This is a genomic window from Virgibacillus proomii (assembly GCF_018916875.1).
Taxonomy (GTDB): Bacteria; Bacillota; Bacilli; order Bacillales; family Amphibacillaceae; genus Virgibacillus; species Virgibacillus proomii_B.
Genome location: NZ_JAHLNO010000006.1, coordinates 1 through 12,994, shown reverse-complemented (window position 1 = coordinate 12,994; position 12,994 = coordinate 1). Strand labels below are relative to the sequence as shown.

Annotated in this window: 15 protein-coding genes and 2 pseudogenes; all 17 read right to left on the bottom strand. The window is 37.4% G+C overall.

Features of this window, described 5'->3' with window-relative positions:
* Positions 1-98 precede the first annotated feature (98 nt).
* The gene (gene rsmI / locus KQI21_RS04260; RefSeq protein WP_216482798.1) at positions 99-968 is read right to left on the bottom strand and encodes a 16S rRNA (cytidine(1402)-2'-O)-methyltransferase; all 870 of its coding nucleotides are present in this window, start codon (positions 966-968) and stop codon (positions 99-101) included.
* Positions 946-1,236: a GIY-YIG nuclease family protein gene (locus tag KQI21_RS04255; RefSeq protein WP_216482797.1), complete on the bottom strand. Its 291-nt coding sequence runs from the start codon at positions 1,234-1,236 to the stop codon at positions 946-948. The genes rsmI and KQI21_RS04255 overlap by 23 nt, the downstream gene beginning before the upstream one ends.
* Positions 1,226-1,969: a tRNA1(Val) (adenine(37)-N6)-methyltransferase gene (locus KQI21_RS04250; RefSeq protein ID WP_216482796.1), complete on the bottom strand. Its 744-nt coding sequence runs from the start codon at positions 1,967-1,969 to the stop codon at positions 1,226-1,228. The genes KQI21_RS04255 and KQI21_RS04250 overlap by 11 nt, the downstream gene beginning before the upstream one ends.
* Before the next feature lie 155 nt (positions 1,970-2,124).
* A complete protein-coding gene (gene yabA / locus KQI21_RS04245; RefSeq protein WP_216482839.1) occupies positions 2,125-2,445 on the bottom strand; it encodes a DNA replication initiation control protein YabA in 321 nt (106 codons plus the stop codon).
* Between the two features lie 52 nt (positions 2,446-2,497).
* The gene (locus KQI21_RS04240) at positions 2,498-3,322 is read right to left on the bottom strand and encodes a PSP1 domain-containing protein (protein ID WP_216482795.1); all 825 of its coding nucleotides are present in this window, start codon (positions 3,320-3,322) and stop codon (positions 2,498-2,500) included.
* 6 nt (positions 3,323-3,328) lie between these two features.
* Complete coding sequence (holB, locus tag KQI21_RS04235) at positions 3,329-4,318, bottom strand: DNA polymerase III subunit delta' (protein ID WP_216482794.1); 990 nt, start codon at positions 4,316-4,318, stop codon at positions 3,329-3,331.
* 328 nt (positions 4,319-4,646) lie between these two features.
* Positions 4,647-5,081: a YaaR family protein gene (locus KQI21_RS04230; RefSeq protein ID WP_216482793.1), complete on the bottom strand. Its 435-nt coding sequence runs from the start codon at positions 5,079-5,081 to the stop codon at positions 4,647-4,649.
* Between the two features lie 24 nt (positions 5,082-5,105).
* Positions 5,106-5,435 carry a cyclic di-AMP receptor DarA gene (gene darA / locus KQI21_RS04225; RefSeq protein ID WP_216482792.1) on the bottom strand — a complete coding sequence of 110 codons (330 nt, stop codon included), beginning with the start codon at positions 5,433-5,435 and terminating at the stop codon, positions 5,106-5,108.
* Positions 5,404-6,079: pseudogene (tmk, locus tag KQI21_RS04220) on the bottom strand (dTMP kinase). Before tmk ends, darA begins: the two are co-directional and overlap by 32 nt.
* A complete protein-coding gene (locus KQI21_RS04215) occupies positions 6,076-7,512 on the bottom strand; it encodes an aminotransferase class I/II-fold pyridoxal phosphate-dependent enzyme (RefSeq protein ID WP_216482790.1) in 1,437 nt (478 codons plus the stop codon). The pseudogene tmk and the gene KQI21_RS04215 overlap by 4 nt, the downstream one beginning before the upstream one ends.
* 310 nt (positions 7,513-7,822) lie before the next feature.
* Positions 7,823-8,014, bottom strand: coding sequence for a sigma factor G inhibitor Gin (locus KQI21_RS04210; RefSeq protein WP_216482789.1), 192 nt, complete (start codon positions 8,012-8,014; stop codon positions 7,823-7,825).
* A 323-nt stretch (positions 8,015-8,337) separates the two neighbouring features.
* Positions 8,338-8,604, bottom strand: a complete 267-nt coding sequence (locus KQI21_RS04205; RefSeq protein WP_216482788.1) for a pro-sigmaK processing inhibitor BofA family protein — start codon at positions 8,602-8,604, stop codon at positions 8,338-8,340.
* A 393-nt stretch (positions 8,605-8,997) separates the two neighbouring features.
* Positions 8,998-9,210, bottom strand: a complete 213-nt coding sequence (locus KQI21_RS04200; protein WP_077317524.1) for a YaaL family protein — start codon at positions 9,208-9,210, stop codon at positions 8,998-9,000.
* A 15-nt stretch (positions 9,211-9,225) separates the two neighbouring features.
* The gene (gene recR, locus KQI21_RS04195; protein ID WP_216482787.1) at positions 9,226-9,822 is read right to left on the bottom strand and encodes a recombination mediator RecR; all 597 of its coding nucleotides are present in this window, start codon (positions 9,820-9,822) and stop codon (positions 9,226-9,228) included.
* Between the two features lie 11 nt (positions 9,823-9,833).
* Positions 9,834-10,148 (bottom strand): YbaB/EbfC family nucleoid-associated protein, encoded by a 315-nt coding sequence (locus KQI21_RS04190; protein ID WP_216482786.1) that lies wholly within the window; start codon positions 10,146-10,148, stop codon positions 9,834-9,836.
* Between the two features lie 119 nt (positions 10,149-10,267).
* Positions 10,268-11,959 carry a DNA polymerase III subunit gamma/tau gene (gene dnaX, locus KQI21_RS04185; protein ID WP_216482785.1) on the bottom strand — a complete coding sequence of 564 codons (1,692 nt, stop codon included), beginning with the start codon at positions 11,957-11,959 and terminating at the stop codon, positions 10,268-10,270.
* A gap of 750 nt (positions 11,960-12,709) precedes the next feature.
* Positions 12,710-12,994: pseudogene (locus KQI21_RS04180) on the bottom strand (IS110 family transposase); the annotation flags it as partial.

Sequence of the window (12,994 nt, the reverse complement as noted above, 5' to 3'; positions counted from 1 at the left end):
AATAAATGTCCGATTGGTTCAAGGGCCTTAGGTCATACCATTAAGGTACTAACCATAAGTGGGGATGAAAGAAAATCCCCACTCATGGAAGTTTCACTTTATTTATTCATATGGTATTTCTGATATACTTCGCGTTTTGGCAGTTGTCTTTCTTTTGCCACAAGCTTAATAGCTTCTTTGCCAGACATATCGTTCGTTCTGCGATAATAGTCAATATGTTCTTCAATGCTCAAATGGCTCCACCATAAACTATTTTGCTGAGAAGCTTTTGATGCGCCCTCCACTACGATACAGCATTCCCCTTTTATCTCTTGATTACTTACATATGTAAGCACCTCTTCCAATGTACCACGAAGATATTCTTCAAATCGCTTTGTTAATTCTCTTGCAAGCGCCACTTGGCGATTCCCTAACACTTCTTGCAAGGCTTTTAAGGTGTCTTTTAAACGGTATGGCGATTCATAAAATAATAATGTCGCCTGTATCGAAGCTAATCGATCTAATTCAGCTTCTTTTTCCTTTTTCTTACGTGGCAAAAAACCATAAAAATAAAACTCTTTAGCTGAAAGACCGGAACCTACTAATGCACATAAAGCAGCATTTGCCCCTGGTAAAACTACGACAGAAATATCCTCGGCAACAGCTGCCCGAACCAATTCCTGACCCGGGTCTGAAATAACCGGCATTCCGGCATCACTTACCAGTGCAATCGATTCCCCATTTTTTACTCTCGTTATTAATTGATCTTCTCGTGCTAATTTATTATGCTCATGGTAACTAATTAGCGGTGTAGCTATATCAAAATGCCGCAATAAATTTTTCGTATTTCTCGTATCCTCAGCAGCAATCACAGACACCGATGTTAAAATAGATAACGCTCGGTATGTAATATCCTCTAAATTACCAATTGGCGTAGGAACAACGTAAACCGCAGCCTCTTTTTGCTCAAAACTTTTCTGTAATTTCATAACTCATCACTTCTTTCAGTCTATCCCGAATAAGTTGTAATTTCCCTTTCCTTGTAAACTGTTTAATTTCATATTCTTTTTTCATTGCTTGCACTTTGGTAGGAAAGTGTTCTACATAAACAACCCGAAAAGGTCCTCTCCCGCGTGTATATTTTGCTCCCTTTCCTTCCTGATGCATTTTTAGTCGATGCTCTAAATTGTTTGTATAGCCTGTGTAGAGTGATCGGTCCTTACATAGTAAGATATATACGGTATGTTTATGTTCCATAAATAATTTCCTTTGCTTCTTTTGTATATTCTCCAGCTTCATTATAAATATATAAAGGAGGCAATATCTTTAGATCCGCTTTGCCATCTCTTGTACCTTCTATTAAGAGCATATTAGCTTCACGTCCTTGTTTTGAATAAACAAGCTGTAAGCGTTTAGGCTCCAGTTTGTATTTACGAAATAAGCTAATAATATCAACTAGTCTACCCGGTCTGTGCACCATAGATACTTTTCCACCGGGTCGAACATGTAATTTACAGGCTTTAACCACATCTTCTAATGTACAATATACCTCATGTCTAGCAATAGTAAGATACCGATTTTCATTATGTTCTGATTCCATTGGTGTAGGAAAATATGGTGGGTTACAAGTAACTGCATCAAAGCTGCTCTGCCCAAGAATTGGCTGTAGTTTTTTCAAATCCTTATGTATCATGTCTATTTGTTCAGTTAACCGATTGAGCTTCACATTTCTTACAGCCATATCGTATATTCTTTCTTGTAATTCCACACCAGTGATCCTTGCTTTCGTTTTTCTCGATAATAATAGCGGAATAACTCCGTTTCCTGTACATAAATCCAGTATACTTCCTCTTTTTATCGGCACATACGCAAAATTAGCCAACAAAACAGCATCTAAAGAAAAAGAAAAAACCTCTGGGCTTTGAATTATTTTCATCCGTTCTTCTGCTAGTAAATAATCTAACCGTTCGTTGTTATATATTTCAACCATATATGCATCCTTTCTGTATTTCTTCTTGTGCCAAAAATAAAGGAGAAGTATTTATGATTATACATTCCAGCTTTTTACAATGTAATAAAGGCTGCCCCAAAATGAAAGCAGCCATACGCCCCGTCCCCTGTAAAAAAACAGGGAAGCTTATTTTATTATTTCGTCTTATTAAGAAAATCCAAACAAAAAATACAATCTTCATTGCGCCGTGGACTGCCAAATTCCAGATTACAAATATGAAAACCTTCTTCATAAAGACGAGCCAAGTTATCATAACCTTCACCAGGGAAACTTTTCCCTTGCCCCCTTTTTCTGTCATGATCATCCATATCTTTACCACCAGAATTTGTATGTTGTAAATGACTGCGAAGATTATGATTTTCCATTACAAGCCGATGATTTTCTTCTAACAAATCACTTAGCTTTCCTTTTAAATCTCCTAATTGCTCATATAACTCCCCTATTTGCTTTTCCATATCAGAAACCTGATCAAAAATCTGCCTGTTCTTCTTCACGCTACTCACCCCGTTATTCTGTGGCCTGCGCTAAAATTCCTTCATCAATTAATTCATCTAAAGTATATTCGATCACACGTTCCTTTTCAGGGATTTCGATTTGGATGAGTCGTTCTAGGATGTTTAAACCAACTACCTTACCGTTTCCAAACGGGGTATTTATCTTCTCCCCGATATCTGGTAATTCACGCTTAGCCGTCTCGTAATCGTCATTTTCATATTTTAAACAACACATTAGCCTGCCACATAGACCAGAAATTTTAGCCGGATTTAATGATAGATTTTGATCTTTTGCCATTTTAATAGACACAGGTTCAAAATCCCCCAAAAAGGTAGAACAACACAGCATTCTGCCACAAGGCCCAATTCCACCTAGCATTTTTGCCTCATCACGCACACCAATTTGCCTTAATTCAATGCGCGTTTTAAACATGGCGGCAAGATCTTTTACTAAGTTTCTAAAATCCACTCTGCCGTCAGCTGTAAAATAAAAAATAATTTTATTACGGTCAAATGTATATTCTACTTCTACTAGATTCATTTCTAATCCATGTTCTTTTATTTTTTCTGTACAGGCAAGAAGGGCACTCTGTGACCTTTCTTGATTTTCGACAACTGCTAATTTATCTTTTTCCGTAGCAATGCGAATTACCTTCTTTAAAGGTAAAACAACATCTTCTTCATCGACCTGTTTATTGGTAAGAACGACTTTGCCGAATTCAATTCCGCGAATCGTCTCTACGATAACATAATTATCTAAGGAAATCGTCTCTCCCCCTGGATCAAAATAATATATTTTACCCGCTTTTTTGAAGCGGACGCCAATTACTTCTATCATTCCCTATCACCTCTGCATTTGAAGTGTAAGCTGTTCCATCACTAAAGTCGGATGGACATTCTGCTTCAATTTTCGCTTTGCTTGTAAAACAGCCTGTAACATCGCAAGTAATTTTTCTTGCGAGAAAAGCCGAGCTGCTTTTTCCAGCAATTCATCAGAAGGGGCGAAAAACACCATCCCAGCTTCATGTTCTATATGGTAATAAAGAATATCTTTTATGGCAAAAAGCAAAAGATCCAATCCTTCTTCCTGCTCATTTCTCTCTTTGAAATGAGTCACCCAATACTGATGAATAAATAGGTATACATCTTCAGGATTGGTTAAAAGTACTTCTACTAATTGTATCACTAACCTTCTTGCTATGGCAAACGACTCATCATGACTTTTAGCAAGTGCCTCATCGAAATTATTCGTTAACGTACTCATTAACACCGCTGTACGTTGATCTAGCCCTTCTTTAACAAGCTGATTTTGAAATTCACCGGGATGTAGCGGCCGTAAATCAATTACCTGGCATCGGGAGCGAATCGTGGGAAGAATTGCCTGACTGTTGTCGGTCAGCATAATTGCTGTAGTTTGTCTACTTGGCTCTTCCAGAAATTTCAAAATTCGATTTGCCGCATTTACGGTTAATGTATCGGCACCTTTAATAATATATACCTTGCGATTGGATTCTAATCCAGAATACGTAAATTCTTTCTGTAAATTGCGAATTTGCTCTATTTTTATCGACTGACCATCCGGTTCAATCCAGTGCACATCCGGATGATTCCCAGAATCAATGCGTTTACATGCATTACAATGGAGGCATGGATCTGACACTGGATTATTTTCACAAAACAGCCCTTTCGCTATAAGTAAAGCAATGGCTTCTTTGCCAGTACCTCGCTCACCTTGGAGTAAATACGCATGAGAAATTCGGTCTTTTTTTATACTGTTTAAAATAATTCTACTTGCTAATGGCTGAATTTTTGCAACCTCTGACCATGTTTCCATAAGTATCTCCTTCATTTGCTGTTTGAACATAGCTTGTTTCATAGTACTTTCTATCAGGAATGAGTCTTACCAAGTCTTTATGGCGAAAGCTATCGTTTTTCTTATACTATAAACCATAAAGTTTTATACTTTGCTATAGTGTAAAAAATACTGCTCTTCGCTAAAAATTCACATCAAACCAACCATTGTCTACGATTTGATGTTTATTTCTATACAAATCACTTTTCGAATTTCCTCTGTTTTCCTTATTACTTTAAAAACAGAACTATCGATCAAGCAAAAAACCAGGCATCACATAAAGGAGCATCCATTTACCGTTCTGTTACTTTTACGTATATAAATTTACTAATAAGCCTTTTATTTCACCAATTAAACCGAGTAAATCTACCGCTTTCTTTTCCTGATTCATGATTTCTTCTGTTAACTGAATAAGCTTTTCATCAATTTCCTTTACAATCGCTAGCTGGCGATTAGCTCGTTCCATACCGAAGCTGGTTGATTTTTGTAAGCTCAATCCACTGTAGACTGTTTCCTGCAAAAATCCTTTGATAAGCCGTTTAAATTTAGCCAAATCCCGAAACGTACGAAATCGAGCTAGCTTGTCCCCCTGAAGCGAGATATTCTTAACCAATACTTGTAATTCCTGCTGTTTCAAATGAAGAGTCTGGGACTGAAGCGTTTTTTGAAAAGAACGTGCAGCCTCCCCATTTGTACGGGCATAATTTGTTTCTGGTTGTGTTCTTAATTCCTGACTTATTTTCATCTGCTCAGCCCCTTTTTAACTTCATTAAAATTGAAAGAACGACTCAATTGGCAAAATAAATACCGTTGCCCCGCCTACCTCGACCTTTACCGGCCTTGGAATATACGAATCAGCATTTCCACCCATTGGAGAAATTGGTGCAACCATTTGCTCGCGCTGTGAGCAATTATCTTTGATGATTTTTAATGCATCATCCACATAATCATCTTCACAGCCAATCATCAATGTTGTATTACCCTCTTTTAAAAATCCTCCTGTAGTAGCCAGCTTGGTCGTTTTAAAATTTTCTTGTCCCAAAGCATCTACCAGTCGATTCGAATCTTTATCCTGAACCACTGCGATAAGTAACTTCATTTTTTGCCAGCTCCCTTTTATTTTAATAAAGATAGGATATGATCAAAAGCTTCCTGCTCCACGGTTTCCAATGATTGACTTGCATCAATGGTTTGAATTCGTTCAGGAAAGCTTTCTGCAAGTATATGATACGCTTTATAAACCTGTTCATGAAATTCAAGATTTTCAAGATCTAAGCGGTTTTGTTCTCTATCTTTATTTGCCGCAATTCTTGCCAATCCTTTTTCCGGCTCTATATCAAAAAATAATGTTAAATCTGGCATACAATCGCCAACCGCAAATTGGTTAATTTTTAATACCTCATCCATTCCCAAGCCCCTCGCATAGCCTTGATAAACGAGACTGCTGTCTATAAATCGGTCACAAAGCACGATTTTCCCTTGCTTTAATGCCGGTACTACTTTTTCAGCAAGGTGTTGACTCCTTGCTGCTGCATATAATAGAGCTTCTGTGTGCTCTTCCATTTCTGTATGAAGCGGATCTAAAATAATCGTTCTAATCTTTTCTGCTATTTTAATTCCACCCGGCTCACGAGTTACGAGGACATCATAGCCCTTATCCCTTAATCTATCACTAACTAATTGAAGGACTGTAGTTTTCCCTGCACCCTCGCCACCTTCAAATGTTATAAAATATCCGCTCACTTTGTTTCTTCTCCTTCTTCCGTTCCTGTAAAAACTTGAATCAGATTTGGGGAACGCTGTTGCATTCGAACCCCCATTTTACGCAGTTTATGGATCATTTCGATATGTGCCGCTGTAATTTTCTCCCCCTTTAGAATTAAAGCAATTCCTGGTGGGTAAGGAATAACTGCTTCAGCCGCAATATATCCGACAGCATCTTTTAAAGACAAGTATTTCGCAGGTTGCCGATTCATCGTTTGGTACGATAATGCGAGCTCCTGAATACTTACAGGAAAAAAATATTTTGTTTCTATTGTATCATGTCTCGCATAATTTTTTAATTGTTCAACAATGGTTTGTACTGCTTTTTTCAGGCGATGAAGACTTAAAAAAGGAGCCAATCCATGAACAAATAAAATCTGCTTCTCTGTCACTAACTCCGGAAAAATCTGTTGCTGCTCAAATAAATAAGCAACTTGCTTCGCAGCAACTCCCTCTTCCATCTGGATCGTAATTTTTAAAGGATCATCACTTGGTAGTATTCGCCAATATCTCGACTCAGAAATTACCGTTTTTACCTTCTGGACACTTTCCAATACTTTATCGATCATTTCCTCGGTAAAATTAGCTAAAAATGCCCGAGCAATATCCAATGAAGCCATAAGCGGATAGGAAGGACTGCTTGACTGAAGCATTTGTAAATAATGTGCAATCCGCTTAGGTAAAACTCGCTCCGAATTACAATGTAAAAAAGAGCTCATCGTCATTGCCGGAGCCATCTTATGTGCAGATTGCACGACTACATCTGCCCCCAACCTCAGGGCAGAAGGTGGAAAAGGATCTCCTAATGAAAAATGCACTCCATGAGCTTCATCCACTAGGACAGGAATATAAAAAGAATGAGCCAGTTCAATCATTGCTTGTAAATCATATGTATTTCCGAAATAATCTGGATACGTCAATATAATCGCTTTTGCATTTGGGTAACGTTTGATCGCTTGCTCTAATACATCGATAGAAGGATTGGTAAATCGCTTTAAACATTCATCATAAACTGGAGCAATAAATACCGGCCTCGCTCCACTTAACTCCAAGCCATTCATCACCGATTTATGGCAATTCCGTTGAACAATAACTGTATCTCCTTCTCTGCATGCAGCCAATATCATCGCTATATTTCCAGCTGTACTGCCTCCCACTAGAAAAAATGTCTGCTTTGTTTGAAAAAAATCCATTGCTAGCTGTTCTGCTAAAGCAATAATACCTTCAGGAGCATGCAAGTCATCTAAGCCCGTTAACTCAGTCATATCTATGTTTAAAATCGAATCAAAAATTACTTTCGCTTCATCCAGAAACACGTCACCATTTTTATGCCCGGGTACATGAAAAGATATCGGTTGTTTCGATTGAAATTGTTGTAATGCATGAAATAATGGTAATTGTTGTTGATTCATATGTATCACCTTGTCAAGAAATTCAAGCAAATAGTTTTATATAGCTTACCACATCTGCCTTTTTTTATCATTTCTTGCTTAAATAATGCTAGAATTGCAGCTTCTAAAGAAAGCCTATCTAGGCGATTTGCTAATGGTGCTTGAAAAGAGAAATGTTTACAACCGCTCCTGCATTAATTCTTAGAAAAACTTGGCTTGTCGCCTAGTCTTTAGCGAAAGCTGTAGTTTTTCTTATACTATATTCCCTAATATTTTATGCTTTCCTATAGTATAAATAGAAAAAAGCCTTTGCATGCAAAGACTTTTTAAACTAGGAATATAGCTTCGGTTTAGAGATATTTTTTAATTTACGTAAATAATAGTTATACTTTTCTTCTCTCGGCTCCGTATGGATTATATTATGCTCACATTCACAACAAATAAATAATGTGTAGAGATGAATTCCATCCTTCTTTTCCTCTTCACAAATACCACAACGCTCATAGATAGTACGCTGCTTCATGTCCCCACCTCCATATCCATTAGCATCTCCTAATCTAACGGATTTTATACAGAAAATCTTTGAAACTTTTAGAGGTTGTTGAAAAAGTTTAGCAGCAACTACATCGAATTTTATACGCTATATTTAACACCAAAGTTAAGGGTGGCGTATAGAATTGTATATATGTACAGCTAGGCAGTTACCTACCTAAAGGCTTCATGCTAACTGATTTTTTGGATAATCTGTAGAAATTGTGATCATTAAATGCAACCTCCAGCTGATTAAGAAACTATACCTCGGGCTTCTCTTTTGATTAAACATACCGTTTACTAAAGTAGCTTGTCTTATGGAAGAACAAACAAATGAATCGCGGATAACGAAGCAAGTCCAAATATACCCAGAAATCCGGCAATTACCACTGTAAACAAATTGATCGGAATATGTAATCCGATTACTCCTCCAAAAACATTGATAAAAAATAAAAATAAAATTCCTATTCCCAACTTTACCGTCGTTTGTCCAATGATACGCATAAACTTAACCGGGGTGCCGACTAACAGTAACAGTATAATTAACCCTACCATAATGGAAATAACTAATGTTGAACTCAAAACTCATCAACCTTCTTTCTTGTCTCTTTTCTACTATATATGCATTTGTACAAGAAAAAAGAACTGAATCTTCTCTAATTATCCTTACTCTCATCTTTAAAAGGATGTTCGAAAAGCTTAGTAAAATGAACATATCGAATTACTTCATAATGTTAGAATGGATGACATTTAAAAGTTAGATTAATCCTGCTTGTCTTTTTTAACCACCTTTTTTACGTATATAATTTTAATGCCCTGGTTTCCTCTTGCTACATGTATATTAGGATTTAATCAATTGAACTTTTGTTGAAAAACCAAAAGACAAGGCGAGAGTTGCCTTGTCTTTACTCTATGTTTTTATACAAAAATAATCGTTGCTAGCTAGTATAGCTCATCTTATCTAGTTCATTTATTTTAATGAAAATCTGCACGCAGTCTCCGATGTCTTGCTTCTCGGAGCAAATAAAGATATTTTGCACGAGAAATTGCTTCCCAATAATGTCCATCCAATGTTGGCTCAACACTTATGGATACGATGGATTGCATATGCTTCCATTCTCTTTCCAGAATTCTAATCGTGTCTAGCAATTCCTCGTCAACATCTTTTTTCTTCATTTTTTTTGCCATGTATTCACCTAATTCCTACAGATCTCTTCTACCTTCTAATGCCTTCGATAGAGTAACTTCATCTGCATATTCCAAATCCCCGCCAACTGGTAAACCGTGCGCAATTCTAGTTGTTCGAATCCCTGACGGCTTAACAAGACGAGAAATATACATCGCTGTTGCTTCCCCTTCAATATTTGGATTAGTTGCTAAAATTAATTCCTCTACTTCCTCATCTTTTAGACGCTGAATTAAATCAGGAACATTAATATCCTCTGGTCCAATACCATCCATTGGCGAAATAGCCCCATGCAACACATGGTATTTTCCCCGGTATTCTTTCATCTTCTCCATTGCAATAACATCTTTAGGATCTTGGACAACGCAAATAATAGATTGATCTCTCGTTGGATCCTGACAAATAGAGCAAGGATCCTGATCCGTAATATGTCCACAAATAGAGCAATGGGTGAGTTCCCGCTTCGCATTTACTAGCGAATTAGCAAAATCTAATACATCATCTTCTTGCATATTAATTACGAAAAATGCCAGCCGAACCGCTGTTTTAGGTCCGATACCTGGCAATTTAGTAAAACTATCAACCAGTTTAGATATTGGCTCTGGATAATACATGTATGTGCCTCCTAGAACATTCCAGGCATATTTAACCCTTTCGTGAATTGTCCCATAGTTTCATTCGTTTTATCATCAATTTGTTTTAATGCATCATTTGTTGCTGCTAAAATTAAATCTTGTAGCATTTCCGCATCATCAGGATCGATAACTTCTTCCTTGATTTCTACATCTGTTATTTCCTTTTTCCCATTTGCAGTTACCGTCACCATACCGCCGCCAGCAGACGCTTGGAATGTCATTGCATGTAGCTCGTCTTGTGCTTTAAGCATTTTTCTTTGCATTTTTTGCATTTGTTTCATCATATTATTCATATTTCCCTTCATGGAAAATACCTCCTTTTTTATTGTCTAGGAAATTATATCCTTCTACAATGTGGATATGTTTTTTGAAATTAGCTTTATCTAGCTTATGCGCTCGAACGCCTGTGCGTTTGTTCCTTGTTTTAATCATGTATTTCCAATATATCATCACCAAACAGTTTTTTGGCTTCCTCCACAAGTGGATCTTTATCTTCTTCATGATTAGATGGTGATGACTTTTCTTGTTTTGTTACATATTCATTTCGCAAATTTTGCCAATCCTTTTCGGGAATTGGAATGATCGTCAATGGCTTCCCCAGTATCGTTGCTAATACAGATTCTACCATTTCTCGATTATCTAAAAACAGCGAACAATGAATTTCATATTTAAATGCAACTACAAGTGCTTCATTCGATGCAGCTGCAGGCTTACTATCCTGAATGGTTGCATGTGCCGGTGCGCTAGCTTTTTTTAGATTTGTCAAAAATGCTGCCCAATGGGTATGAATATGCTTTAATGCCGATTTTTCCGCTTGCTCAAGCACATGTCGAATCCGTTCAAACGGAATTTTATAACTGTTTTTTGCAGATCTATTAAGCGATCTTTTAGTTTGACGCTGTGGAGCAGGCTGTGCACTAACAACAGGGTTTTTCTTGAGTAGTTTTATTTCCTTCTCCAGTTGTCCGAGTTGTGATGTGAGACTGGCGATAGTATTAGAATTTGCCAACGGATCTTCGCTAGCCTGTTCGTTTGTACTGCTGGCAATGGATAGAATAGCTATTTCGATGTATACTTTTGGGCTATTGGTCCACTTTATTTCCTGCTGACACTGATTTAACTGTGACATTGCTTCTTGCATCCATTTACTCGAAATGGTTTCCGCCAAAGTTTGAAACTGTTCATCTACCCGCGCTCTTTCCAACAAGCCTTCCAAATCTGGAGCACTCTTGTAAAGTAACAAATCACGCAGAAAATAAATCATATCATACACGAACCGAGCTGGATCCTTTCCCTTTTGAATCAAGTCATTAAGCTGTATCAACGCCTGATGTGCATCTTTCTCATACATACAGCGAATAATATTGGTTAATGTATGTTGTGAGACGCCGCCAGTAACAGTTAAAACATCCTCCAAGTCTACCGATTCATTACTATAGGATATAGCCTGATCGAGAATACTTAAAGCATCACGCATGCCACCCTCAGCAGCTAACGCAATTGTATCTAAAGCTTCTTTTGAAACCGTTATGCCTTCAGCCTCTACAATCGTTTGCATCCGCTTGACCATCGACGAGTTAGAGATAGGCTTAAAATCAAATCGCTGACACCTTGATAAAATGGTTAATGGAATCTTGTGCGGCTCTGTTGTCGCTAAGATAAATACAACATGACCCGGCGGCTCCTCCAGTGTTTTCAGTAGTGCATTAAACGCATTTACCGATATCATGTGTACCTCATCAATAATGTATACTTTATAAGGGACCTCGCTAGAAGCATATTTGACATTATCCCTTATTTCGCGTATATCCTCTACACTTGTATTTGAAGCGGCATCAATTTCAATCACGTCTGCAACCGAACCATTTTGAATTCCTTTACATGCGGCACATTGATTACAAGGTTCTTTAACAGGGGAACGTTCGCAGTTGATCGTTTTAGCAAAAAGCTTCGCAGCACTTGTTTTTCCCGTCCCTCTTGGACCAGAGAATAAATAAGCATGCGAAAACTTTTCCTGAACAATCGCATTTTGTAATGTTCGGGTAATATGTTCCTGTCCAACCACATCGGCAAAAACCGTTGGACGCCAAACGCGATATAAAGCCTGATAGCTCATGGTATGATTCTCCTTTAAAATCTCCCTCTAATTATACTCTATTTAAGGGGTGAATGTGAACCATAGCGATACACAAATAATAAAAAATCAAGTAAAGCCAAGCCGCAGAAATTTTTTTGATTTCTAAACAAAAGCTAGAAGCGCTCGGTTAGCGAGTATAAATTAGAGAGCTTCTGAGGTAAAACGGAAGAATAAGAAAGAGATCAATGTTTGCCTAATCGCTCTTTATATGAACTAAACAATTCTACTTTTTTAGAAAAACTTGGCTTGTCGCCAAGTCTTTATGGCGAAAGCTATCGTTTTTCTTATACTATAAAGCCTAAAGTTTTATACTCCCTCTTTATTCTTACGAAATCTCTTGTTTTCTTTGTCTTTCTTAGAATTTCATTTTGTTTTTTTATTTATCAACAATATTTAAGACGGTATAGGAATAAATTTTAATGTAGAAGGGTGCACTTTAATAAGCCATCCTTCTCTCTTTGAAAAAAATGGAATTTATTGCTGCTATGATCGCACCTCTTAATCCCACTATACTCATGGCGACAAACCCTCCCACATCTCACAGCGTCATTTGCGCATACATTCCTTCGTTCGGTCTATCCATGAAGTGGGGCCGGCGATGCTTTCCTGCAGGGTCATTGCCCGATAGTATAAAAATTTGCCGGCTGCTCCGTGCTTCCATTGTTATGGATGATTCCTCTAAAAATAAACGTTTTACATTCTCATTAATACATGGGAAACGTTATGTCTCTAGGCTACATTCTGTAATCGAAAATGCGGAATGTCACGTAACATCTTTTCTGCACTAAATGCTACTTGCTTCGTACCTACCGCAAACAAAATTCGAATCAACTTACAACATAGTGCTATCAAGGATTGCTTTTTCTTTAACGGATTTTCTTTTCTTGTTGTAAAATATTCATGTAATGCTTTAAATGCAGGGTTATGATGGACTAAAGGCAAAATAACTTTAAACAATAGGGCTCTTAATTTAGGACGCCCCCTCTTGGTAATAACTGTTTTGCCTTTCCATTT